The sequence below is a fragment of the Psychrobacter sp. P2G3 genome (assembly GCF_001593285.1).
In the GTDB taxonomy this organism is placed as follows: domain Bacteria; phylum Pseudomonadota; class Gammaproteobacteria; order Pseudomonadales; family Moraxellaceae; genus Psychrobacter.
The window spans coordinates 3,191,521-3,216,669 of record NZ_CP012529.1; the positions used below are offsets into that span (position 1 = coordinate 3,191,521).

Consider the following 25,149-nt stretch of genomic DNA (forward strand, 5'->3'; position numbering starts at 1 on the left):
ATGAATGAATTTGAGCTGATTGAGCGTATATTCTCACAAATGCAAGCGGCACAGTCATCGCCTTATAATGTTGAAAAGGGCATTGGCGATGATGCTGCAGTAATGGCATTACCCGCAGGAGCACGCTTAGTTAGCTGTATAGATACCTTAGTTCAAGGTCGACATTTTAGTGCCGATTGGGATCAAGTTAACGAGCTGGCATTTGCCATTGGTTATAAAGCAGTGGCAGTCAATGTCTCAGATATTGCTGCTATGGGCGCGACACCGCATAGCATTCTACTAGCATTGGCATTACCAGAACGATTAGCCAATCAGCAATGGCTTACTGAATTTGGCAAAGGCTTATTTCATGCTTGTCAATTATTCGGTGTCACCCTTATTGGTGGTGATACCACGCGCAGCGATAATTTAATACTTAGTGTCAGCGCGCAAGGACTACTAGCCGCAGACACGCCAGCAGTCTACCGCTCAGGCGCGCAAGTCGGCGATAAAGTCTATGTATCAGGGTCACTTGGCGATGCCGCCTATGCCTTAAAGTATCCTGACAACGCTCAAGGCGTGGAGCTGGCGCATCGTCTGCACATGCCGACCCCGCGTATTGCATTAGGTGCAGCATTAGCCAAAATTGGCGCCACCGCGATGATAGATATCTCTGATGGTTTTTATCAAGATCTTGGACATATTTGTCAGCAGAGCAGCGTTAGTATGCGGATTAATCTAGAGCAGCTACCTACTAGCAAACCGTTAGCAAGCGTTGATTTATCTGAGCGCTTATTATGTCAGCTGGCTGGTGGTGATGATTACGAATTGGCCTTTACCCTACCTGCTCATATTGAGCCCCCTGTTAATAATAGCGGCAACACTCCAGTCACCTGTATTGGCGAGGTTATAGCAATGGTAGACAAGATAGACGCTGGCACAGATGCATCGACCAATCTATCTCCAAAAAAGCCACATCCAGAAATTTTCTATCAAAATCAGCCAGTAACACCGACTCATCCCGCACCATTCTCTACATGGCCCAATCTTACTGGTTACCAACATTTTGCAGGTTAATCCATGACCGATCATGACCTATCTAAGCCTGATATCAGCAAAGCCAATGACTGCCCACCTCTACCAGCAAATGCTAGCATGCTTGATCGTGTGGTTTATTGGCTTGGTATTGGTTTAGGTAGTGGTCTACCCCGCCGTGCCCCTGGTACTTGGGGAACGGTTGGTGGATTAATCATCGCCATACCACTATTAAGCTTAGGGTTTGTCCCATTTTTGATTATTACCATTTTATCCTGCATTATAGGTATTTGGATATGCGGTCGTACCTCTGAGCTGATGCAAGGTCATGATGATCCGCATATTGTTTGGGATGAATGGGCAGGTATTTGGATTACCTTATTACCTTTCTCTTATATGGGTCTCACGGCAGCAAACTTTTGGCAGGATATATCGCAAAGTTTATCTATCATCGCCCTTATCGTCGCATTTGTGCTTTTCCGTTTTTTTGATATTATTAAGCCTCCACCGATTGGTTGGGCAGATAAGAAGGTCGCAGGCGGTCTTGGTATTATGCTTGATGACATCATCGCTGGTATTATGGCCGCTGTCGTATGGATATTTGTTATGCTCGGCATGTTAGCGTAGATAGTTGCTGTTTAGAATAATAATGTTACAGACTACCTCATCATACTAAACTCGACGATAACAAAGCTCCATAATATTCACTTAAATGAATATGTATTTTCCCGACATTTGCGTTATAATATCCTTATATTTTGTTACACCTACTATAGAGTAATTATGACAAATTCCCTTTCTGTAATTATCCTTGCTGCCGGAAAAGGCACGCGCATGCAGTCTGCAAAGCCAAAAGTCTTACAGACATTGGCAGGCAAACCTTTACTTGGTCATGTTCTAGATACTTGCGATGAATTAACCGTAGCCAAGACTATCGTCGTATATGGCTTTGGTGGCGATCAAGTACAAACTGCGATGGATGATAAGTATGCGCACCTACCAATTACGTGGGTCGCACAGACTGAACAGTTAGGAACTGGCCATGCCGTTAAGGTTGCTTTAGAGCAACTACCAAAAGACGGTCAAAGCCTTATTTTATATGGTGATGTACCATTAGTAAGCTGCCAGACCTTGGCGACATTACAAGCGGCCAATACTGCCGGTATGTCTATGCTGACATTAACCGTAGATAACCCATTTGGGCTTGGTCGTATCAAGCGTAATGCATCAGGAAACATCGAAGCTATTGTCGAGCAAAAAGATGCCAATACAGATGAACAAAGTATCCAAGAAATCAATAGTGGAATTTACTGCGTTGATAACGCATTGTTGCATAAATATTTGCCTGAACTGTCAAACGACAATGCACAACAAGAATATTATCTGACTGATATTGTCAAAATGGCAGTCGCTGATGGCGTTACGATTGCTGCCATTGAGCCTGAGCATACGTTTGAGATTGAAGGCGTCAATAACCGTCAACAGCTTGCCAGCTTAGAGCGCACATGGCAGAACAAGCTAGTAGCTGACTTGCAAGAAGCTGGTGTACAGTTTGCCGACCCTACTCGTGTCGACATCCGTGGTACATTGACAGCAGGTCAGGACGTATTCGTCGATGTTGGTGTGGTATTCGAGGGTAATTGTACATTAGGTGACAATGTCTATATCGAAGCCGGCTGTATCATCAAAAACGCGCAAATTGGTAATGCTTGCCATCTTAAACCTTATTGCGTCATTGATCGTGCTGAAGTCGGTGCTGGCGTTGACATTGGGCCTTTTGCAAACTTGCGTCCTGAAACAGTATTGTCCGATAACAGTAAAGTGGGTAATTTCGTAGAAATCAAAAAATCAACGATTGGTCATGGCAGTAAAATTAATCATCTCAGCTATGTTGGTGATGCAACCGTAGGCGCTGACGTTAATGTCGGTGCTGGTGTTATTACTTGTAATTACGATGGCGTCAATAAATCGCAAACCATCATTAAAGATAATGCTTTTATAGGCTCGAATGCTAGTTTAGTGGCACCAGTAACGATCGGTGATACTGCTACTATTGCTGCTGGTTCTGTGATTACCAATGATGTTGATAGTAATGCTCTAGGCTTAGGCCGTGCTCGTCAGGTTCAAAAGGCTGACTTCCAACGTCCGACTAAAAAGTCAAAATAGTTAAGCTACTGACAGCAATGTTTGGGCAAACTTAGGCAGCGCGGCAATTTTTGTGGTGCTGCTTACTAATTTTAGGGCGTATTGATAAACCAACATCTAAATCAATATTGTCACCCTTATTACTTATTAATTTAATTTACCTAATATCATCATACATCTAAATTAAGGAATAGCTATGTGCGGAATTGTAGGCGCAGTTGCTGAGCGTAATATCGCTAATATTTTACTTGAAGGTCTCAAACGTCTGGAATATAGAGGTTATGATTCCGCTGGTCTGACTGTCATTCGTAACGGTGAATTACATCGCGAACGTCAAGTCGGCAAAGTATTGGCATTGGTCAATGCGGTCGCTGATGATCCAGCAAATTTTGACGGTCATATCGGTATTGCACATACGCGCTGGGCGACTCATGGTGAGCCTGCTCAACGTAATGCTCACCCGCATGTCTCAGGTAAAATCGCGGTAGTCCACAACGGTATCGTCGAAAACTATGCTGAGCTAAAAGAAGACTTGATCGCCAAAGGCTATGTGTTTACTTCTCAAACAGATACTGAAGTAGTCGCCCATCTAGTTAATGATATCTATCAAGAGACGTCTGACTTACTAGAAGCCGTTCGCGCTGTTATTCCACTATTACATGGCGCATTCGCTCTTGGTATTGTTCATGTCGATAGCCCAGAAGAGCTGATCGCAGTACGCTTGGGCTCTCCTTTAGTGATTGGCGTAGGTATCGGTGAAAACTTTATTGCTTCAGATCAGTTGGCGCTATTACCAGTTACCAACCGCTTTATGTATCTAGAAGAAGGCGATATTGCCAACATTACTCGTGATAGTATTCGTGTTTATGCAGACGGCGTAGAAGTCAGTCGCAAAATTCATGAGATAGATGCCAAGCAGCATAATGCGGATAAAGGCGAATTTAAGCATTATATGCTTAAAGAAATCTATGAGCAGCCAGATGCGGTTGCCCGTACGGTTGAGATGGCGGTAGATAACGGTGAAACAACTAAGCTACGTGATGACTTTTTACAGCGTCATGAAACAAAGCTCGCTGGTATTCAACACATCCAAGTACTCGCTTGTGGTACCAGCTATCACGCGGGTATGGTTGCAAAATATTGGTTTGAGAATTTAACACGTCTGCCATGCTCGGTCGAAATTGCTAGTGAGTTCCGCTATCGTAATCCTGTAGTCGTTGATAACTCGCTAGTCGTCTGTATCTCACAATCTGGCGAAACCGCTGATACCTTATCGGCGCTACGCGAGATCCAAAAGCATAGTCCAACAGGTTTAGTGAGCTTAGCACTATGTAACGTGCCAACGTCATCGCTAGTACGTGAAACTGATATTTTCTTGCCGACGCTTGCAGGGCCTGAAATTGGTGTTGCTTCTACCAAAGCCTTCACTACCCAGCTCGTAGCACTAGTACTACTATTATTGAAGATTGGGGTCGTACAAAATCGTATCGATAATGAGCGTTTATCATCGCTGCTAGAAAACTTGCATAAGCTACCTGGTCAGCTTCATGCCAGCTTAAAGCTTGATGCGCCTATTAAAATAATGAGTGAAAGCTTTGAAGAGAAAAAGAGCTGTTTGTTCTTGGGTCGTGGTTTGCAGTTCCCAATTGCCTTGGAAGGGGCGCTTAAGCTGAAAGAAATCTCTTATATCCATGCAGAAGGTTACGCAGCAGGCGAGCTTAAGCACGGTCCATTGGCATTGGTAGATAAAGACATGCCAATCGTCGTACTTGCACCGAAAGACAGTATGTTTGATAAGCTCAAAGCCAACATGCAAGAGGTACATGCGCGCCACGGTGAGCTGTTTGTATTCGCCAGTGAAGCCAGCCAAATGGTTGCAGAAGATAGATTACACGTGGTCTATGTACCGGATGTCTGCGAGATACTAGCGCCGATCGTTTATAGTGTTCCTGTGCAGCTGTTGTCGTATCATGTAGCTGTTATGCGTGGCACCGACGTCGATCAGCCACGTAACTTGGCAAAATCGGTTACTGTTGAGTAGGTTTATCGTTCACTAAAAAGCATATTGTAGGCGAGTAATAAAGTATCATACTGAGTAATTACCTATCATACTGAATCCTCCGCCACCTTACATAAACTAGATGGCGGAGGATTTTTTTTGAATAAAAAAAATGGAAAACCTCAATAATTTGGGGATACTTCAATATAACCATTATATTAAGCTGGCAAGCACATTGAAAAAGATTAAAATACTAACGTCTAAATCCATTTACCATAACGTCTCTTATGGAAATAAGAAGCTGTCTTTGAGAGTGTATTTACGATCGTCAAACTTACTTACATATGGTTGATTCTAATCACTACTCATTGGTGTACCGCGTATTTTCTCTGAATCACAGTCCAAATTTATTATGGCACTACAGATGCGATAAAAAGGATATGTATAAAAGATAGTAGATATATAATGACAGTATTTAAAGTAATAGTATCTAAAGTATGGGCACTGAAAACATGGATATCGAAAGCGATACCGCTAACCAAATAGAAATTATCTATGAAGATGAGTTTCTGGTGGCGATTAATAAAGAAGCTGGTCTATTAGTGCATCGTAGTTGGCTGGATAAAGGCGAGACGCGCTTTGCCTTGCAACTCACCCGTGATGCGGTAGGTTGCCATGTATTTCCGGTGCATAGATTAGACAAGCCTACCTCAGGCGTGTTGTTGTTTGCCAAGAGCTCAGCTGTGGCGCGCAGTCTTACCGAGGCTTTTACTGAACACAAAGTTACCAAGCAATATCTAGCCGTGGTGCGCGGCTTTATGCCAGAGCAGGGCACCGTTGACTATGCGTTGAGCTTTAAGCCCGATGCCATCGCTGATAAGTTTGCCAACTTGGACAAACCCGCTCAAGAGGCGGTGACCCATTGGCGACGTTTGGCACAAGTTGAACTGCCATTTGCTGTGTCAAAAAAGCATGACACTAGCCGCTATAGTCTAATGCGCTTAACACCCGAGACCGGGCGCAAGCATCAGCTGCGTCGGCACATGAGACATTTATTCCATCACATAGTGGGTGATACCAGCCACGGCGACGGACGGCACAATCGATTTTTTCGTAGTCAATATGGTTGCACGCGCATGCTACTGCATGCCCAGAGTTTAGCGCTTAGTCATCCTGTTACTGGTGAGCCCTTGTTGCTAAAAGCAGAATTGGATGAGCAATGGATGAACATTTTAAAAGAATTTTCTTGGGTAGAGAGTGCTGAGGTTTAAGCAGTGTTAGGTTTAGGGTTGATCTTGGAGAGTTATATCAAAGCAGTCGAAATACTGGATTTACAGTGGTTAGCAAGTTTTAAAATAAGAAAGACTGCAAATACTGGCGCTATTGTTGAGGGTTTGAGTCCCTAGTGAGGACTTGAAAGCTTGGTTGTACGCTACGTAATTCAATGCATTGACCTACTGAAATAGCGATAGTGTACTTTGTGGTGTACATGCATCGAGATTTTTAAATATCAATTGAGAAGTTTGCGTGCCTTTGATAATAGTTATTTGGTCGCGCCGACATTTGCACTAAAGAATTAATATGTCGCTTTCAATGTATGGCGCTTCTGTCATAGAATGCATGAAATACAGCCAGCTTTTAGCTTGCTACAAACATTGTCCAATAGGTAAATTGATTACTCACTCAAAGAGTTAGCTAAAAAACATCATAGCTGTCTCTTTGAGTTTATTTTAAACAAGGAAATTAAGATGCAAGTAAAAATAGGTTTGTTATTAGCTGCTGTGTTGGCGTCAGGGTCAAGCTTTGCTGCTGATTCCTATAAGGTTTCTACTTCTGTATTTAAAGATGGTGAGTTAATTGCTTCACCTGTGATGCTTGTAAATGCTGAGGAGATGGCATCAATCGCTGTTGACACTGAGTTTCAGTATAACCTGATAGTAAAGCCATATAATGAGCATACTGCTAAAGTCATTACGGCTCTTAAAGTTGGTGACGAGCTTACTGAACAAGAAACGACCGTCGCTTATGATAAGGAAGCTACAGTTGATAATGGTAAAGACAAACTTACTCTACTAGTTCGTAAGATTGCTAGTTAAGGTATACCCCAAGGGAACCAGTCTGATATGCCTGTAGGTACATTTATAGACTACTCAAAGTAGACCGTTGTCATGGAACTACTTATATTAGACTAGGCACGATTTTCGGTACTAAGCAATACAATTCCGTTCGTGAACTTTGCATCTTGAATACATCGATATAAATACTCAAACCAGCCCCTTGTAAAGGAAGTAAAATCCCACGACGGTTAACAATACCGAAAAGCATTTCTTCAAAATTTCTGGCGATAGTATATGAGCAACTTTTGCACCTAGCTTAGCGGTGAAAAAACTCATAATGCTAATACCTAAAAAAGCATAAATATGCACGAAGCCAATAGTATTAGGGACATCGACTTGCTGTTGAATTCCAAAGAACATAAACCCTAACGCACCCGCAATGGCAATCGGCAGTCCACACGCAGCTGATGTACCGACTGCTTTTTGCATGACCACACCGTAGCGCGTGAGATAAGGCACCGTTAAGCTGCCGCCGCCGATACCGAAAATGGCCGAAGCGACGCCAATAACTCCGCCTGCCGCTAATTGCTTAGTTTTTGAAGGCAGTTCTATATTAGTATGGTTGGCATTACTGACATCATTAGCATGACTAGCGACCTGTTTTTTGCCACCAAAAAACATCTTATAAGCGACCCAAAGCAAAAACACACCCACAATGAGCTGAAGATATAGCCCAGATATTTGCCCTGCTATCCCCGCGCCCAAAAAGCAACCAATCGCTAAGCCTGGTGCCAAATTTTTAAAGACAGGCCACATGACTGCGCCCTTTTTATTATGTGCCATTAACGAGCTGATAGAAGTGACAATGATGGTCGCCAATGAAGTGCCTAAGGCCAAATGCATGATGTTGTCAGGACTGTAGCCCATTTGCGTAAAGACAATAAATAATAACGGTACGATGATCGTGCCACCGCCCACGCCAAACAGCCCCGCAGCAAATCCTGCTAGAGCACCTATTATTAAGAAAATGATTAATTCCACAGGATAGTTACTTCTCGGTTAAATGATAGTTTTATAGTCGATGCTAAATAACATGGATACGTTATCTTACAACGTGAAACTGGAATGAATTTTTTGTAGCCTCTGTCGGCGTAGGCACAGCAGGCTAGAAAAATTTGTACCAGTTTCACTGTATCTTCTTTAGATTGAGCTGACTATAGTTAGATGACAATTAGATAATCAATGTCAGAAAGTCAGCTTAAACAATTTCTACTTGACCTACTTGATGGTAAGCGCGGTTGAAATACACCAAGCTTTCACCAGCTCCGCTCTGTTGATCGCTGTATTGATAGCCTTGTTTGATGGCGACAACTCGGCACATAAAGATACTATGCGTACCAACTTCTTGAATGTCCTCAATCTCACAATCAAAGCTGACCAACGCATCTTCTAAAACAGGGGCACCTGTGGCTAACTCAGTCCAAGAACCATATTCAAATCGTTCTTCTGAGCATAATTTAGAAGCGAAGGCATTGGATATGGATTCATGCTGTGCGCCTAACACATTGACACTTAATGTTTTGTTTTCCAGAAAATGGGCATGTGACCGAGCTGCCTGATTCATACAAACTAGCAATGTTGGCGGGGTATCTGTGACACTACATACCGCAGAGGCGGTAAACCCATGCAGACCAGATTGGCCTTTTGTAGTGACAACATTGACCGCAGTCGTCAACAAAGACATGGCATTTCTAAAATCGATTGCTTCAATCATATCTTTAATCATTGCAGTAATCCTGAGAAACGTTAAAAAATTGTGCTTCAATTTTAGTTTCGCAAGGGAAATTCTTTAAATATAATTTCCTCAACGACTGAACTTCAATAAACATCATTCAATTTAAAAACTCAGTCTAGAAGAATTAAATTTTGCATAAGCTGAGTTAATAAAACCTAAGCCGTCAGTTCTTGACGCACGATTGCAGCGCCTGCACTTAACGCCTTTAGTTTGCCTTGTGCCACTTGGCGCGACAAAGGTGCCATGCCGCAGTTGGTCGAGGGATAGAGCTTATCCGCATCGACAAATTGCAAGGCTTTGCGTAGCGTATTAGCAACTTCTTCAGGTGTCTCAATGGTATTGGTTGCCACATCAATAGCACCAATCATCACTTTTTTACCGCGAATTAATTCAATCAAATCCATCGGCACATGTGAGTTTTGACACTCTAATGAGACAATATCGATATTAGACTGCTGCAGTTTTGGAAACGCTTGCTCATATTGACGCCATTCTGAACCCAGCGTCTTTTTCCAATCATTATTGGCTTTGATACCATAGCCGTAGCAAATATGCACCGCCGTTTCACATTTTAGCCCTTCTATTGCACGCTCTAACGTGGCAATACCCCAGTCATTGACGTCATCGAAGAACACGTTAAAGGCAGGTTCATCAAATTGGATAATATCTACACCAGCTGCCTCTAACTCTCTCGCTTCTTGATTGAGGATTTTAGCAAATTCCCAAGCCAGTTTTTCACGGCTCTTATAATGACCGTCATATAACGTATCAATCATCGTCATCGGGCCTGGCAGCGCCCATTTGATTGGCTGATCGGTTTGCTGACGTAAAAATTTAGCATCGTCCACAAATACTGGCTTTTGACGGCTCACCGCACCAACGACTGACGGCACACTCGCCTCATAGCGATCACGGATTTTAACGGTTTTACGATTCTCAAAATCTACGCCATCTAAATGTTCAATAAAGGTGGTCACAAAATGCTGGCGGGTCTGCTCGCCATCACTGACAATATCAATTCCTGCATGCCGCTGTTCTTGTAATGACACACGTAGCGCATCTTGTTTGGCCTCAAGCAGTTGCTCCCCTTCTAATGCCCAAGGTGACCAAATTTTCTCAGGTTCTGCTAACCAAGAAGGTTTCGGTAAGCTGCCCGCTGTTGACGTCGGTAATAATAGTTCCATGGTGATTACTCTTTTATATTTTAGTCTTTTAGTCTTTTATATTTCGGTTGATAAGGGTCTATTAAGCCGCGCGTTTTTTAACCGCTTCTTTTTGAACCGTATCGCTTGTCACAACATAGTTTGCCGCCCATTCATCAAGAATAGCTTTGTATGGCTTAATGAACTCATTTTCCGTAAATTTACCTTGCGTCACCGCCATCTGGCTGCGCTCTTCGCGGTCATAGATAATTTGAGTCAGCGAATAATCTTGGTACTTCAAACTAGGTTGATACATGTGACCCGCGGTAGAGTTGGCATTGTAGATTTCAGGGCGGTAAATCTTTTGGAAGGTCTCCATGGTACTGATAGCACTGATCAACTCAAGATCGGTGTAATCACTTAGCAAGTCACCGGCGAAGTAAAATGCTAAAGGCGCAACACTACCTGCAGGCATGAAATAGCGCACCGTTAAGCCCATTTTATGGAAATAGTCATCGGTTAAGGAGTACTCATCTTGCTTGTATTCAACCCCTAATACAGGATGCTGATTGCCAGTACGCTGATAGACTTTACTGCTTGACACACTCAGGCAAATAACAGGTTGTTTGTTAAAATTGGTTTGATAGGCTTCTGAGTTCAATAAGTGTTGAAACAGTTTGCCGTGCAAATCACCAAAATCGGCTGCTGGTGGCGATGTTGGGTTTTTCTCAAAATGTTCTGGCAATACGTTACTAAAGTCATAATCACGCACATAAGATGAGAAGCTGTTGCCAATCATACCGTCAATACGCTTGTTTTCTTTATGATCGATAATCGTTGTTTTCAGCGTCTCAATGACTGGAAATGTATGGCCATTGCCTTCGATATCTAAGTCTGCAGAGATGATATCAACTTCAACGGAATAACGGTCGGCAGTTGGGTTATCCCAATGCGCGAGATCATTAAAACGGTTATTTATCATAGTCAGCGTTTTGCGTAAGTTCTCTTGACGTCTCTCGCCACGCGCCAAATTCGCAAAGTTAGTCGTCAGACGTGTGCTGTCTGCAGGCTGATAGTTTTCATCAAAACGAATGCTCGAGATTGAATATGTAAACTGTTTACTCATGATAATCCGCTACCCTAATCTACTCTCATTATTTGAGATAAAGCCAAATTTCTGTATGAGATGAATCATACCTAAACCATTACATGAATAAAAACGATACTATTTAAACGTAAGATGAATTTAATTCATGTCGGTAGGTTTATGGTTTAAAAAAGGATTGGACAGAGGATACTTCACTTAGCATTCGAAAACGTATTTTATAGTTAACACTAAAGCTCAATAAGTTACAAATAATTAATAAAATAGAATTATTTTACATTTAAAACTAACATTATAGCAATATATTCGGAACCGAACATATTTCGGGAGATATATTAAAATTAATTTTCTGAAATTTATAAGAAACTTTATATCGAACTTAGTACATAAAATAATTTTAAATTAAATGGAGCAAAACAGTGTCTTTAATTCATTTCTCAAAAGTAAGCGCGCTTACTATTTTAGCAGTAACTATTGTCGCATGTAGCAGTGGTGGCAATCATACAAAAACATCTCCAATCACCCCACCATTATCAGAACAGGACGCTGCCGATAAAGCTGCTGCCGATAAAGCCGCTGCCGATAAAGCTGCTGCCGATAAAGCTGCTGACGATAAAGCTGCCGCTGATAAAGTTGAAAAAGAACGCTTACAAAAGATCGAAGCCAATCGTCTAGTCTTACTCGATAAAGCTAAAAAAGCGGGCTTAAGTGACAAGCAAGCAACTGCTTAGGCTGAAGCTAATAAACAAGCCAATGAAAAAACTGCGCAAGCGGCATTAAATACTTTAGTTGCCGATAAAGCTGCTGCAGACAAAGCTGCCGCTGATAAAGCTGCTGCTGATAAAGTTGAGAAAGAACGCTTACAAAAAATCGAAGCCAACCGTCTGGTCTTACTAGATCAAGCTAAAAAAGCGGGCTTAAATGATGAACAAGCAACCACTTATGCCGAAGCCAATAAAGAGGCAAATGCAACAACTGCGCAAACTGCTTTAGAAGCTATCATTGCTGAAAATAAAAGAGTTGCTTTAGATGAAGCTCTATATCAAGCCAAAGGTGAGTATCATAATAATTCTGCATATCCTATAGGTCAGGTTAGAGCGCAAAAAACATCTCATAGAGACTCTACGACAAATGGTGATAGAACTATTACAATCAAACACGAAGTGGTTTACAACCAACCTTATTCTGTTGTTTTAGGAAGTTATTCAAGTTGGACAAAGGGAATAGGCTCATACATTATGAGTTCTGGTATAGACTCGGATATTACTGTTAAGGGATTAAAAACTGAAATCGATGCGATTCCATCTTTAGGGGTAGCAAATTATTCTGGTAAAGCATTTAGTAGTGAGAAAAACCCTATATTTGCTTCGACTTCAGGTTTGTATGAGCAGGGGTTGTTATCATATGATGTAAACTTCAAGGATAGAACTGGTACTGGTTCTATTACTGGATTAGGTGATACCGTTGATTTACAACAAGGCACAATCTCAGGAACGGGGATTTCAGCAATAGCTAAACAAGGCTATAAAAACGGCAATTACTTGCTAGACTTCTATGGTAAAAAGGCTGAAGAAATCGCTGGTAAAGTTGTATTTGATGGTAAAGATACGATTGGCTTTGGTGGCACCCGTGGTGAAATTTCTAAAAAATAGAAAGCTCATCCTTAAATAACTCTATAAATTAAACCGTTTGAAGTATTTAGTCTATATTTCAAACGGTTTTTTCGTCATATTGGTAAAATATAATGAAAATAAAGCTCTATGCAGCCTGCTGTATCGCATTATCTACCACAGCCATAGCTCAAGAATCACCACCAACCCAAACCGTGTTCTTTGAAAAGACGCCACAAATACAACCAGAATTACTACTCAACCAGCCTAGTCTTAATACGCCAAGTGTTGCACCACTAGCAGAAGGTAGCAGTCTAGAAGAAAGCATCAATTTCGCCATTGTCAGTAAAGATTGGCAAAAACTAGAAAAACTATTGGCTAAATATCGTACGACTGTGAACTTCGATCCAATTTTATATGATTATGGACTAGGAGCACTATATCGACATCAGGGTCGCCAAAAAGAAGCAATTGCTTTATATCAACAAATCTTAAAACGTCAACCCAATCTACATTATCCAAGGTTTGACTTGGCAATGATGTTGTATGAAGACAAGCGTTATGCCGAAGCAAAAGTGCAACTTGAAACAGCTGAACCCTATCTTGCGCCAGCTTTACAAGTTTTGGTCAGCCAGCTTTTAGGCAATATCAAAAAATCTCAAGAGTGGCAGCCCACACTAAACTTCAGTTATGAATCCACTGATAACGTCAATCAGGCATCTGATTTAAAAGAGTTAGTGCTTGGTGAAGCCACGTTTATTCGTAGCGATGATTCATTACCGCAAGACGCACACGGCATACGTTATAACGTCGGTGCTACCCAAGAAAAAAACCTCAAAGGCAATCATTATATTTATAAAAGTGCAGACTTAGGAGGCGTAAATTATTGGGATAATAGTGACTATAGTGAATTAACACTGCAAGCAAATTTAGGATACCGTTATAAAGACATCAAGCAATCATGGGGTGTTATCACTATGATTGAGCAAAACTTGCTAGGCGGAAGTCGATATAATCAGAACTATGCGGCGACGTTAGAATACAACCGACAAGTATCAGATCAATGGCAAGTTTCTGGTAGTGTCTCACATTTACAAAAACGTTATGAAGACGATGACTTAGCCAATTACTACGATGGTCATGCCAATAGTACTGCGTGGATTTTACTTTACCAACCAAAGCCTAAATGGCTGGTTTATGCTGGTGCTGATTTTATGCGTGATGACTTAGCAGATCAGGCTGAATCATCAGATCGTCAAGGTATACGTGGAGGAATGGCTTTTTCTGGAGATAAAATTAGTTTAAGAAGCAGTGTTCGTTACGCTCAGCGAGATTTTAAAGAAGATAATTTCTTTTATGGCGAAAAACGTAAAGACGATGAATACCAATTTAGTACAACCTTAGGACATAAAAAACTTAGTTGGCAGGGTTTTACACCTAAGTTAAACTACGAATATCAGAAAATTGACAGTAACTTGCCACTTTATGAGCGTAGCAACAGTACATTTTTCGTTAAGGTAGATAAGTACTTTTAAAATTCACAGCTATATCTGAAACCCTATATCTTGAAACAAGGCTAGATTTGATAGGTAACGCTTAGGGTCTTTTGAGCATTCACAAAACTCAGAGATACTAGCGTGTCCTCATTTTAAAAATGGTGATAAAAATAAGATAAATTGCTGTCAAACAAGAAAAATAGCGCAGATAATATCAAGATATTGCCTAGCTATTTAATGCTGTTTGGCAAAATTTAGCCATTTTTGACCCATTTAGATGACCATTAACTGAATTGAGGACACGCCCTAGATTCTAAACCTATCAAACTACTGCTTCGCTGCTTCAATCTGGATATTGAGGGTTACATCCTTAGTGATGCCGAGTAAGACATATTTGCTAATACCCCACTTTGTCCGATCTATCGTAGTAGTGAAATCACCACCGCAGACTGGTTTTTTTAGCATTATATTAAAATAACAGTTAAACTTGGTAGCTGTCAAAGATACCGGATGCATCTCACCCTGTAAGGTCAAGTTACCATCAACTTGTGTGACTTGCGAGCCTGTTTTTTCATCGCCAAAGTGCCATTTGGTCGACTGAAAATAAGCCAATGGAAACTTCTCTACATCAAAGAAGTCAGGGCTTTTTAACGCCAAGTCGAAAGCTTTGTTGCCAGTATTTATCGAGTTTATAGGGATGACCAGCGAGACGTCACCTGTCTTTGCTTTTGGCTCATACTCTATCTGCCCGGTTATGTTATAAAAACCGCCAGTATTAGTAGACGTATTAAAGTGGTCAATGCCGAAGCGTACATTAGCATGAGTAGGATCAATGTGGTAAGTAGCAGCATAACTGCTAGTGATACCACCTGCCATCACAAGTAACGCCATTAAAGGTTTACGATAAGACGATGTTATTTTAGAAAATGAAAGCTGACTCATAATGACATTCCTTTGTTTATAGTCGTTAGTTAGTTTTATAAAGGGCGTATTTTCTTACTGTACTATTGTTTTACGCCCTACTTATTTTGATAAAACCTCGTAATACTATAACTTATCAGCAGCTGGACTGTCGTTATCTTTACCGTGCGGAATCAACCATTTAGCAAACCATCCTGACAAGTCATCCATCAAAGTATATACGACTGGAATCACGACCAAGCTTAATAGCGTCGAGGTTACTAGACCACCTAATACAGCAGCAGCCATCGGGCGTCTGAAAGTAGGATCGGCATCACCCCAGCCAAACACGAGTGGCAACATGCCAGCACCCATTGCAATAGTAGTCATAATAATAGGACGGGCGCGCTTGCGACAGGCATCTATAATTGCCTCAAAACGTGCTAGACCTCGATTTTGCGCGATAATGGCATAGTCCACTAATAAGATAGAGTTTTTGGTGGCGATACCCATTAGCATAATAAAACCAATCATCGAAGGCATTGATAGGCTACTACCCGTAATGACCAAGCCCACGAATGCACCGCCTATCGATAGTGGCAATGCCATCAAAATAGTAAAAGGCTGTAAAATCTTACCAAACAGTAGAATTAAGACGCCTAAGATACAGATAATACCTACGGACATGGCAATGACAAAACCGCTAAATAGCTCAGCCATGTTTTCCGCTTGACCCTGTGCGATCATCGTAATAGACGCTGGTAGTTGCTGCATGGTAGGGGTGTTTTTGACTGCTTCTACCAAGTCGCCAAGCTCGCCAGCACCAGGCTGCACCGTAATCGTAATTGAGCGTTCACGATCGAGGCGACTAATTCGCGCAGGCCCTGTACCAAAGTCAAGGTCAGCGACTTCGCCGACTCGTACGCCTTGACCAGCTGGGCGTGTGCTAGGCACATACAACCCTTCTAACTGATTGACGTTTTGTTTGGCCACATCAGGTAAGCGCACCACGATAGGAATCTGCCGCGTATCTAAATTCAGCTTGGACAGACGCTGTTCATAATCACCCACTGTCGCGATCCGTAAGGTAGTTGCGATATCTTGTGTGGTGACGCCTTTATCTGCCATCGCTAGCCGATCAGGGGTCACAGTCAGCTCTTGTTGCGGTAAGCTGCGATCGCTGGTGACAGCGCCTGCAATCGGTAGCGCGCGGATATCCGTCATGATTTGTTGTGCGGTCTGCTCTAGCACTTGCGGATTGGTACTGGTCAATGAGAAGCTATATCCCGTCTCGCCGCCACTCGATAGCCCTACTGTAAAACGAGCACTAGGCACTTCAGTTAATATGGCGCTAATCTGTTGCTCGATCTCTTTTTTAGAGATACGTTCGGCACGTGGGGCAAGGACGATATCTAGACTGGCAATGTTTTTTGCGCCGCCACTTCCACTACTAGAGTTTGGCCCCATCGCTTCTTGCGCCTGCCCAACTGAAGAGAAGACATGAGTTACCTCAGGCAAAGCTAGAATGCGTTCACGTGCCAATGCGGTTACCCGCTCGGTATCTTCGAGTTCGACATCCGGCGTCAGCTCAATGCCTACTCGCGTTTGATCAATGTCATTATCAGGAATAAACGAGGTCGGTAACAGCTGCACTAGGGCTAATGACCCTACAAATAATAATAAGGTGGCACCCATGGTTAACCAGCGATGATGAAGTGTCCACGATACTATCTTTAAATACCAAGTCATCAATGCGCTTTGCTTTTCGACCCGCTGTTTTTCTGGTCGCAAAATATAGGCTGCCATCATCGGCGTAATTAGACGTGCTACCAATAGCGAGGCAAAAATAGCCATCGCTGCTGTCCAGCCAAATTGGCGGAAGAACTGCCCAACCACACCGCCCATAAAGGCTGTAGGTAAAAATACTGCAATCAAGGTAAAGGTAGTGGCAATAACTGCAAGCCCAATTTCATCAGCGGCTTCCATTGCCGCTTCATAAGGCGTTTTACCCATCCGTAGATGGCGGATAATGTTTTCGACCTCAACGATAGCATCGTCGACCAACACGCCAATCACCAGCGATAACGCCAATAACGAAATAATATTGAGGCTAAAATCAAACAGATACATGCCCAAAAAGGTAGGAATGACCGATAATGGCAAAGCTACAGCGGCGACGATAGTAGCGCGAATATTGCGTAAAAATAAGAACACTACGACGACTGCTAAAATACCGCCCTCAATCAACATACGTAATGAAGACTTATAATCCTCTTCCACGGGAGTGGCACGGTCGTAGACTTTTTCGACCTCGATATTACTCATCTCAGCACTTAACTGTGCCAGTGCTTCATCCACTCTTTTGGTCACTTCAACTTCACTGGCACCGCGTGAACGAGTGATGTTAAATGCGACCACTGTTTCGCCATCTAGCTTGGCAACAGAGCTAGGGTCAGCCGCACCATCAGTCACTTCAGCCATACGTCCTAACGCTTGCGTGCCTCCAGTAGGGACAGCAATCTGTAAATCGTTAAGCTCGCGCGCGCGCTCTACTGCTCCCAATACCCGAATGGTTTGGGTAGTATTGCCAACTTCAGCTTCTCCGCCTGCGCTGTCTTGCTGAATACCAGCGATCTGCTGAGACAATTGAGGGATGGAGAGTTGCAAGCCACTAAGCACGATAGGGTCAGCGGCGACGGTAATCTCACGTTCAAGACCACCAATACGACTGATAGCGCTTACCCCTTGGATATCAGATAAGCGCTTAGTAATCGTGTCATCCACGAACCATGATAAGTCCTCAACACTCATATTATTCCCAGTCACTGAATACGTGACTACTGGAAATCCTGCTGTCGAGACCTTGGTAATAATAGGATCATTAGCAGCTGCCGGTAAGTCTCCACGTACCTCACCGACTGCTGAGCGTACATCATCCATAGCTTCTTGAATGTCTTTTTCTAACACAAACTCAGTAGCGATAGTAGCTGCACCAGTTTGTAAGGTAGTACGAATATGCTTAATACCTTCAATACTAGTCAGCCTATTTTCAATCTTTTTAGCGACATCATTTTCGAGCTGTGACGGTGCGGCTCCCGGCAAAGTAACCGTCACGACGACCGCTGGTAAATCAATATCAGGGAACTGCTGCACTTTCATCTGTTGAAAGCCAAACAAACCGCCGAGTGTTAGCAAGACAAATAGTAAAATCGCAACAAGTGGATTTTTAATCGAATAGGTAGATACATTCATGCTCATGATGTTGCCTGCACAGCTTTACTTTCCACAACGCGTACCAAATCACCATCATTTAAAAAGCTACCGCCTTGTTTGACCAAGCTAATATCGGTCGGCAAAGGCTCTGCAAGTACAACATTGTCCCCAATACGATCTCCTAGGGTCACACGCTGCTGTTGAATACGTCCAACCGTTTTGTCATTCTGGGTTTTGATATCAGTCACTAGCATCACATAATCATAGCCGTCATTGCTGACAATAGCGCTATTGGGCACCGTTTGCATGCTCTCGCTACCGAGCAGAAACTCACCAGTTTGGTACATACCCGCACGCGCTGCAGAGTTGGTTTCTAAACTCGCATAGATAGTAATTTGACGGTTATTGTCCGCTGTCGGCGCGATACGACTGACTTGCCCCATCACCGACTGGTCTCTTGGCAAGCTGACCTTAACAGGTGTACCTACGTTTACATCACCGATTAACTTAGGATCGATATCAGCACGCCACTCTAAAATACCACCTTTAATAATCGTAAATAGTGGCTCACCACCTGCAACCATACCGACCTCAGCCATCTTGTCACTGATTACCCCACTCACTGGCGCGACGACTTTAGCATTTTCAAGGGTTAAACGCTGATTGCTTAAGCGAGCTTTTGATGACTGCAAGGCAGCTTCTGCGCGTATTCTGGAAGTACGGTAACGGTCCGCTTCTTGTTTACTAATGGCATCTATATCAATTAGCGGTAGCACACGTGCCGCATCCGCGCTGGCATTAGCAAGCGTCGCTTCGGCTTCGGCCACATCTGCTTCTGCTTGCAAGACTTGTTGCTCCATAGCATCGGTATCAAATATCGCTAAAACTTGACCGGCTTTGACACGCGTACCTTCTTCGACCAATACACGCTCAATTGCCACGCCATTGACCTTGGCACTGACATTTGCAATATCTTTGGCACTAATTGTACCGTCGGCTGTTAGCGTGTTGCCGACACTATCTTGACTCGGCTGCACTGTTTCAACTGACAAGACGGCTTGGTCATTATCTGCATTGATAGGCGCTATATCACTTTGAGTCCCAGTGGTAACGGTTGACTCATCTGTAGTTGAGTCATTACCATCCCAATACTTGCCTAGCAGCACACCCATGACCAGCACTGCTACCAACACAGGCAATAGCCACACAGGCAGCTTTGACGAAGGTTTATGCTTGGGCATATCAGGATTACGATAAGGTGGCAGCTCAGGCTCAGGTGTAGGATTAGACACTTGCTTATCATTAGGGTCTTGCAGGTCACTCATAATCGGTCTCTATAAATAAGCGCATTGATAGAAAAGAAGCTAAACATTAATCTTTAATGGGGTGATATAGACAGTTTATATTATTGATAGCTTTTTGCATTGTAGTCTATCGTACTAGCAGGTCAACTGTAGTTTATCCCTACTCTGTTAAAAAATAATTATAAATAACAGTCGAAAGACAGAGCAAGCGTTCAGTAATAATGATATGAATTTGGAAAATTATGAATGAAGAGTAATGAGTTGATATGACTATCTATATGTGAATATTGGCTAGATATGACGATTAGATTTCGATCTTATTAACTTTTCTCTGTTATCATTTTTTCGATGATAATCGTATCGCTATCGAATATTACACACTACATACGACATACAGTTCTGTCTTGTGTTGTTAGGTTGGTTTGATACTATTAACTCATGACATCATTCACTCAATGACATCATAATAATGGTGGAATTAGTCCATTAACTTTAACTGTATATTGATGTTAAGACGCTGAATACCCAGCACTTTAAATCATAAATCAAGGAGTCCATCATGGCTAATAAAGAAAAAGTAAAAGCGATAAAGCAAGAAATCAAAGAAACCAAGGCAAATATCAAAGACCAGAATAAAAACCTTAAAGATCTTAAAAAGGATCTAAAAAAAGCAAAAAAAGAGAAACCCGAGAAAAAATCTAAGAGTGAGAAAAAATCTAAATAAGCTTTTTTTAGACGCTTGTTAGATATATAAACTGGTTAAACATAAAAAAGAGGATAGCAATTGCTGTCCTCTTTTTAACGTGTATAGAATAAAGCTTATCGCCATACTTCAGAGTATGAGGTATAGAAATATCAAGCACAATCTAGTCGATTCACTTAAAAAATGAATACCTCGCTACTCACCAAATCATCTTAGGCACTGGTTTAAGCATTGGTATAGCGGCTGGCCTCAGGCATCCAGCGGTGTATCAATTGGCTGACATCGGCTTTACGCGTGGGGTCTGCAATTAAATGCTTGGCCAAACGCTGAGCAATGGCAAATAACTGCTCATCACGAATCAAATCAGCCAGATAATAGCCTACATTACCCGTTTGCCGTTTACCGAGTAACTCACCTGGTCCGCGCAGCTCTAAGTCTTTTTGGGCAATGACAAAACCATCGGTGCTGTCTCGCAGCACGTTGAGACGTTCTGTACCTGTTTCCGACAATGGCTTCTGATATAGCAGCACACAGTAGCTTTTGGTTGAGCCGCGCCCAACGCGTCCACGCAATTGATGTAACTGCGACAGACCCAATCTTTCAGCGTTCTCGATGACCATTAATGATGCATTAGGTACATCAACCCCTACTTCGATGACCGTTGTGGCAATCAATAAATCAAGCTTGCCCGCTTTAAATTCTTGCATGATAGCTTGCTTATCAGCGGACCTCATTTTGCCATGTACCAGGCCGATTCGAATATCCAAACGCTCATGTAAGTCCTCATAAGTGGCTTCGGCAGCTTGCGCATCGAGTACGCTCGACTCTTCCACCAACGAACACACCCAATACGCCTGCCTGCCCGCCTCACAATTAATCGCAATGCGCTCTATCACTTCATCACGGCGATTGCGGTCAATTGTCACCGTAGTAATCGGCGTACGTCCCGGTGGCAACTCATCAATGATAGAAGTATCCATATCACCGTAGACACTCATCGCTAGCGTACGCGGAATCGGGGTTGCAGTCATGATTAGCTGATGCGGAGTACTATTTGCCACGCCTTTATTAGTCAAAGCCATCCGCTGCTCAACGCCAAAACGGTGCTGCTCATCAATAATGACTAAGCCTAATTTAGCGAATTGTACTTGTTCTTGAAATAACGCATGAGTGCCGACGACCACTTGCACAGTGTTCTCGCTCACCGCTTCCAACGCTTCGCGGCGCTGCTTTGCCGTTTGCTTCCCAGCCAGCCAGCCGACACCGATACCCAACGGTTCAAACCACTGTTTAAAGTTCAATAAATGCTGTTCTGCTAAAATCTCAGTCGGTGCCATAACGGCTACTTGCCAGCCACTATCAAGTGCGTAGCCCGCCGCTCCTGCTGCGACTAAAGTCTTACCTGCGCCTACATCACCCTGTACCAATCGTAGCATTGGAATAGAAGTCGCCATATCAGCCGTGATATCTCTCATTACACGTTGCTGCGCCCCTGTTAAAGCAAAGGGTAATGCCGCAAATAGCTTATCAGCCAATGGGCTTTGCGTGGCACATTTGGGCGCTTTATGCTGATGTAATTGCTGGCGGCGATACAATAGACTAAGTTGATGCGCAGTCAGTTCTTCAATAATCAGACGCTGACAGGCAGCATGCGTACGCGCGCTTAATTGAGTGAGTAGCTTATATTGCTGCCCAGCATCGGTATAAGTAGGCGGCGTATGCAGTAACACTAACGCTTCAAATATCGTCAGGTTATAGACATTATTATTAGCCGTTCTAGCAGCGACTGTATTGATATCTTGGTTTGTATCACTGTTTGTATTGTAGATATTTGCATTAGCTTTATTGACGCTATTACCGATAGTATTGTCAGGCACACTACGCGCCAATGTCGAAAATATATCTTCCGAATAATCTATCTCTTCTGCTGACAATTTTGTCGGCTCAAAAGGTGCTAATGGCAAGTCAGCCACAACGGCAAAATCTTCTGACGTAAACAACGTCATCGGCAGCCCTTGACTGCGAACGGTTTGTAATGCCAACTTAATTAAAGTGCGCAGCTTGTTCTGATGCAAGCCTTTGACGCTTGGATAGATTGGCTGTAGACCCGTATTAGTAATGTCTGCATTATCAGTAATAATCTGATATTCAGGATGGTGCATCTGCTTACCGTAACGGCTGACTTTAACCTCTCCAAACAACTGTAGCCGTGTACCCAGACTCATCGTTTGGGCAAGGCCAGGATAGACTTTAAAAAAACGCAGAGAGATTGTGCCAGTATCATCGTCTACAATCACTGTCATGCCACTACGTTTAGTATCAACGTGTACTACGCGCCCAGTGATTAACGCAGCTTGCCCATGACCCACATCCGCTATCGGTACCAGTCGACTACGATCTTCGTAATCGCGTGGCAGATGCAGCAGTAGATCAAAGATGCGCGTAATACTCAATTGCGTCAGCTGCTCAGCAACTTTTGGTCCAACTCCTGCCAGCGCCGTCACGGGCATATCTAATGCCGAAATTGGCTGCTTTGACAATACATTGTCTGATAGGTTGGCTGTGGAATGACTAGAGATTGGCATTAAAAACCCTAACGATATTATTTTTAAATTCTGTATGGTTGAATGTTTTATACTTAATTTTCTTCTTAAAGCTGAATCATTCAACTAAATTCAAACATGATAATAATCAACAAGCTATGAAAATAGTGAACCTAAATCATTATAACTGACAACACTATCGATTATGCTAAGCTATTTAGTAATGATGCGTCTATACACTTAACGGTCAATCAGCAACTCTTTTGCCTATGATCTTTTCCTTTGGAATGTTTTTTACAAGGTCTTTTTATGTCCGTTTATCCTATTCATAATCAAGATTCTCAAGCCTCCTATAAAAAATTAATCCGCCCAAGCCTACTGTCTATTTTAGGCTTAGTTATCAGCGCCTGTACTAATATTGTGCCATCCGCAACTAATGCACAAATTCAGCCAGTACCCATTGCACCAAAAGTTGCTTTGGTTTTAGGCGGCGGCGGTGCCAAAGGTTTCGCTCATGTCGGTGTCATTAAAGCATTAGAGGAGAGCGGTATCACACCAACACTGGTAGTTGGAACCAGCGTCGGTAGCTTGGTTGGTAGCCTATACGCTAGCGGCTACACACCGCAGCAGCTTGAGCAATTAGCATTGACCACACTTGATAGCGAGTTGACCGACTTTGTTTTATCCAACCAGGGATTTATAGAAGGTATTAAGCTCAGAAACTTTATCAATGCGAAAGTTGGTGGCCGCACGATAGAAGATTTCCCAATCAGCTTTGCGGCTATTGCTGCTGAAAAGGACACGCTACAAAAAATAGTCTTTACTACCGGAGATGCAGGGCTTGCCGTACAAGCGTCTTGTAGCGTACCTAATATTTTTATTGCGCCGCGTATCCCTGAAAAAGTCGGCAAAAAATATGTCGATGGTGGTGTGGTAAGCTTAGTTCCTGTCGATAGCGCCCGCGATTTAGGTGCTGATATTATCATCGCTGTCGATGTGACAGTGCCTACATCGAGTAAAAAGAATATGACTAGCAATTTACTACCTGCTATTACCTCATTAAGTAGCTTTTGGGGATTACTTGAAAACAATCTAACCTCTAATATAGCTTCTAATAATATATCCTCTAACACTACTTATTCAGGCACTAATCATCGCTCATCAATGCGCAATGAACGCGGGCGTGCTGATATCGTAATTACTCCTGATGTCGGTCATATTAGCTCATTAGATACCAGTCAACGTAGCGCACTTATTACTGCTGGCACGCAAGCCACTACCCCGCAGATAAATGCTATTAAAAAATTAATCAGAGAAAAATCTAATAGCAAATACGTGACTCTTTAACGATATACAAACTCAGCTCTAACATAGCCTAATTTTCGTTATAAAAAAAAGCACCGCAATCATCAATTGCAGTGCTTTTCTATTATTGAGCATACCAAATGTTTGCTTTATTTAACTTTTGCGCGATATTTAACCATCACTGTATCATTAAGACCAACGCCTTCGATATCCCAGCGTACCGCTTTATAGTACTGTAAAGGAATCTCTTGAAGTTGATTATCGACCCTGCCACGTAACGGCATGCGTGCAAAGGTCTCGCCATCAGCACTACCATACGGGAATTCAGGCGACACAACACGTAGCAACTCTACTTGCTCAGGGATAGTCAGAGTGACCGTCATTTTACGTACACGGTCAGCATTAGTATTGGTAAAAAACCCTTGATACTCTACAACATTGCCTGACTGCAAGCGTGTGTTGGCATCCACAGGTATCAAAGTCTCTTGTCCATTTGCATCAACGCCAATAAGAGAGGCAGTAATCTTGGTATTAACCGCTTGCACGTTTGATTTGCCGCTATTAGCGTTTGCAGCTGTCTGTACAGCAGCAGATCCGTCAAGTGCAGGCTCTGGAGTCGGCAACATAGCTGACGCTTGTGTTACTACCATCGCACCGATAAGCGTACCGGCGACGACTTGGAATAAGCGATGACCGCTCCAAGCAGTGAATGGACTAGCCAAATGGTTTATTTTTTTCATGATGTTCATTATTCCTAGTTAATGTATCGGTAAGACAATGCTGATCAAGGGTGTTAGTTTTGAGAATCTAAAACCTCT

General features: G+C 42.7%; 20 protein-coding genes. 11 read left to right on the top strand and 9 right to left on the bottom strand.

The window, feature by feature from the left end:
- The 6 genes from thiL to AK823_RS13120 all read left to right on the top strand — a co-directional run bounded on the left by thiL (position 1) and on the right by AK823_RS13120 (position 7,254).
- The gene (gene thiL, locus AK823_RS13095) at positions 1-1,056 is read left to right on the top strand and encodes a thiamine-phosphate kinase (protein WP_068329794.1); all 1,056 of its coding nucleotides are present in this window, start codon (positions 1-3) and stop codon (positions 1,054-1,056) included.
- Between the two features lie 3 nt (positions 1,057-1,059).
- Complete coding sequence (locus tag AK823_RS13100; RefSeq protein WP_068329797.1) at positions 1,060-1,641, top strand: phosphatidylglycerophosphatase A; 582 nt, start codon at positions 1,060-1,062, stop codon at positions 1,639-1,641.
- Positions 1,642-1,797: 156 nt separating this feature from the next.
- Positions 1,798-3,180 (top strand): bifunctional UDP-N-acetylglucosamine diphosphorylase/glucosamine-1-phosphate N-acetyltransferase GlmU, encoded by a 1,383-nt coding sequence (glmU, locus tag AK823_RS13105; protein ID WP_068329799.1) that lies wholly within the window; start codon positions 1,798-1,800, stop codon positions 3,178-3,180.
- Positions 3,181-3,355: 175 nt separating this feature from the next.
- Positions 3,356-5,200 carry a glutamine--fructose-6-phosphate transaminase (isomerizing) gene (gene glmS / locus AK823_RS13110; protein WP_068329802.1) on the top strand — a complete coding sequence of 615 codons (1,845 nt, stop codon included), beginning with the start codon at positions 3,356-3,358 and terminating at the stop codon, positions 5,198-5,200.
- Between the two features lie 455 nt (positions 5,201-5,655).
- The gene (truC, locus tag AK823_RS13115) at positions 5,656-6,429 is read left to right on the top strand and encodes a tRNA pseudouridine(65) synthase TruC (RefSeq protein WP_068329804.1); all 774 of its coding nucleotides are present in this window, start codon (positions 5,656-5,658) and stop codon (positions 6,427-6,429) included.
- Positions 6,430-6,906: 477 nt separating this feature from the next.
- Positions 6,907-7,254: a hypothetical protein gene (locus AK823_RS13120; protein WP_068038567.1), complete on the top strand. Its 348-nt coding sequence runs from the start codon at positions 6,907-6,909 to the stop codon at positions 7,252-7,254.
- A gap of 168 nt (positions 7,255-7,422) precedes the next feature.
- Here AK823_RS13120 and AK823_RS13125 read toward each other — a convergent pair whose 3' ends face one another.
- The 4 genes from AK823_RS13125 to AK823_RS13140 form a co-directional block, all read right to left on the bottom strand.
- On the bottom strand, positions 7,423-8,256 hold the full coding sequence (locus AK823_RS13125; RefSeq protein ID WP_068329807.1) for a sulfite exporter TauE/SafE family protein: 834 nt from the start codon (positions 8,254-8,256) through the stop codon (positions 7,423-7,425).
- Between the two features lie 217 nt (positions 8,257-8,473).
- Positions 8,474-8,989, bottom strand: a complete 516-nt coding sequence (locus tag AK823_RS13130; protein ID WP_203226617.1) for a flavin reductase — start codon at positions 8,987-8,989, stop codon at positions 8,474-8,476.
- 176 nt (positions 8,990-9,165) lie between these two features.
- Entirely contained in the window at positions 9,166-10,194 is a 1,029-nt protein-coding gene (locus AK823_RS13135) for a methionine synthase (RefSeq protein ID WP_068329813.1), read from the bottom strand.
- 61 nt (positions 10,195-10,255) lie between these two features.
- Complete coding sequence (locus AK823_RS13140; RefSeq protein ID WP_068329816.1) at positions 10,256-11,278, bottom strand: DUF1852 domain-containing protein; 1,023 nt, start codon at positions 11,276-11,278, stop codon at positions 10,256-10,258.
- 398 nt (positions 11,279-11,676) lie between these two features.
- Between AK823_RS13140 and AK823_RS14175 the strand changes: the two genes are divergently transcribed.
- The 3 genes from AK823_RS14175 to AK823_RS13155 all read left to right on the top strand — a co-directional run bounded on the left by AK823_RS14175 (position 11,677) and on the right by AK823_RS13155 (position 14,402).
- Entirely contained in the window at positions 11,677-11,988 is a 312-nt protein-coding gene (locus tag AK823_RS14175) for a hypothetical protein (RefSeq protein WP_068329819.1), read from the top strand.
- Between the two features lie 507 nt (positions 11,989-12,495).
- Positions 12,496-12,909, top strand: a complete 414-nt coding sequence (locus AK823_RS14135) for a Slam-dependent surface lipoprotein (protein ID WP_068329822.1) — start codon at positions 12,496-12,498, stop codon at positions 12,907-12,909.
- A gap of 92 nt (positions 12,910-13,001) precedes the next feature.
- The gene (locus AK823_RS13155) at positions 13,002-14,402 is read left to right on the top strand and encodes a surface lipoprotein assembly modifier (RefSeq protein WP_068329825.1); all 1,401 of its coding nucleotides are present in this window, start codon (positions 13,002-13,004) and stop codon (positions 14,400-14,402) included.
- A 288-nt stretch (positions 14,403-14,690) separates the two neighbouring features.
- Here the strand turns inward: AK823_RS13155 and AK823_RS13160 are convergent, their stop codons facing one another.
- The 3 genes from AK823_RS13160 to AK823_RS13170 form a co-directional block, all read right to left on the bottom strand.
- Complete coding sequence (locus AK823_RS13160; RefSeq protein ID WP_068329828.1) at positions 14,691-15,305, bottom strand: YceI family protein; 615 nt, start codon at positions 15,303-15,305, stop codon at positions 14,691-14,693.
- Positions 15,306-15,410: 105 nt separating this feature from the next.
- The gene (locus AK823_RS13165; RefSeq protein ID WP_068329830.1) at positions 15,411-18,521 is read right to left on the bottom strand and encodes an efflux RND transporter permease subunit; all 3,111 of its coding nucleotides are present in this window, start codon (positions 18,519-18,521) and stop codon (positions 15,411-15,413) included.
- A complete protein-coding gene (locus AK823_RS13170) occupies positions 18,518-19,801 on the bottom strand; it encodes an efflux RND transporter periplasmic adaptor subunit (RefSeq protein WP_068329833.1) in 1,284 nt (427 codons plus the stop codon). The genes AK823_RS13165 and AK823_RS13170 overlap by 4 nt, the downstream gene beginning before the upstream one ends.
- A 538-nt stretch (positions 19,802-20,339) precedes the next feature.
- On the opposite strand from AK823_RS13170, the gene AK823_RS14180 reads away from it, so the two are divergent.
- Entirely contained in the window at positions 20,340-20,504 is a 165-nt protein-coding gene (locus AK823_RS14180; protein WP_203226480.1) for a hypothetical protein, read from the top strand.
- Between the two features lie 203 nt (positions 20,505-20,707).
- On the opposite strand, the gene recG is transcribed toward AK823_RS14180, so the two are convergent.
- Complete coding sequence (gene recG, locus AK823_RS13175; RefSeq protein WP_068329834.1) at positions 20,708-23,068, bottom strand: ATP-dependent DNA helicase RecG; 2,361 nt, start codon at positions 23,066-23,068, stop codon at positions 20,708-20,710.
- 267 nt (positions 23,069-23,335) lie between these two features.
- Here recG and AK823_RS13180 point away from each other — a divergent pair, with 267 nt between their 5' ends.
- A complete protein-coding gene (locus AK823_RS13180; RefSeq protein WP_068329835.1) occupies positions 23,336-24,373 on the top strand; it encodes a patatin-like phospholipase family protein in 1,038 nt (345 codons plus the stop codon).
- A gap of 107 nt (positions 24,374-24,480) precedes the next feature.
- Here AK823_RS13180 and AK823_RS13185 read toward each other — a convergent pair whose 3' ends face one another.
- Positions 24,481-25,071 carry a hypothetical protein gene (locus AK823_RS13185; protein ID WP_068329838.1) on the bottom strand — a complete coding sequence of 197 codons (591 nt, stop codon included), beginning with the start codon at positions 25,069-25,071 and terminating at the stop codon, positions 24,481-24,483.
- Positions 25,072-25,149: the final 78 nt, after the last annotated feature.

Coding starts and splice junctions, on each gene's coding strand:
- thiL (WP_068329794.1), top strand. CDS start 1: ATGAATGAATTTGAGCTGATTGAGCGTATATTCTCACAAATGCAAGCG.
- AK823_RS13100 (WP_068329797.1), top strand. CDS start 1,060: ATGACCGATCATGACCTATCTAAGCCTGATATCAGCAAAGCCAATGAC.
- glmU (WP_068329799.1), top strand. CDS start 1,798: ATGACAAATTCCCTTTCTGTAATTATCCTTGCTGCCGGAAAAGGCACG.
- glmS (WP_068329802.1), top strand. CDS start 3,356: ATGTGCGGAATTGTAGGCGCAGTTGCTGAGCGTAATATCGCTAATATT.
- truC (WP_068329804.1), top strand. CDS start 5,656: ATGGGCACTGAAAACATGGATATCGAAAGCGATACCGCTAACCAAATA.
- AK823_RS13120 (WP_068038567.1), top strand. CDS start 6,907: ATGCAAGTAAAAATAGGTTTGTTATTAGCTGCTGTGTTGGCGTCAGGG.
- AK823_RS13130 (WP_203226617.1), bottom strand. CDS start 8,989: ATGATTGAAGCAATCGATTTTAGAAATGCCATGTCTTTGTTGACGACT.
- AK823_RS13135 (WP_068329813.1), bottom strand. CDS start 10,194: ATGGAACTATTATTACCGACGTCAACAGCGGGCAGCTTACCGAAACCT.
- AK823_RS13140 (WP_068329816.1), bottom strand. CDS start 11,278: ATGAGTAAACAGTTTACATATTCAATCTCGAGCATTCGTTTTGATGAA.
- AK823_RS14135 (WP_068329822.1), top strand. CDS start 12,496: ATGAGTTCTGGTATAGACTCGGATATTACTGTTAAGGGATTAAAAACT.
- AK823_RS13155 (WP_068329825.1), top strand. CDS start 13,002: ATGAAAATAAAGCTCTATGCAGCCTGCTGTATCGCATTATCTACCACA.
- AK823_RS13160 (WP_068329828.1), bottom strand. CDS start 15,305: ATGAGTCAGCTTTCATTTTCTAAAATAACATCGTCTTATCGTAAACCT.
- AK823_RS13165 (WP_068329830.1), bottom strand. CDS start 18,521: ATGAGCATGAATGTATCTACCTATTCGATTAAAAATCCACTTGTTGCG.
- AK823_RS13170 (WP_068329833.1), bottom strand. CDS start 19,801: ATGAGTGACCTGCAAGACCCTAATGATAAGCAAGTGTCTAATCCTACA.
- AK823_RS14180 (WP_203226480.1), top strand. CDS start 20,340: ATGGCTAATAAAGAAAAAGTAAAAGCGATAAAGCAAGAAATCAAAGAA.
- recG (WP_068329834.1), bottom strand. CDS start 23,068: ATGCCAATCTCTAGTCATTCCACAGCCAACCTATCAGACAATGTATTG.
- AK823_RS13180 (WP_068329835.1), top strand. CDS start 23,336: ATGTCCGTTTATCCTATTCATAATCAAGATTCTCAAGCCTCCTATAAA.
- AK823_RS13185 (WP_068329838.1), bottom strand. CDS start 25,071: ATGAAAAAAATAAACCATTTGGCTAGTCCATTCACTGCTTGGAGCGGT.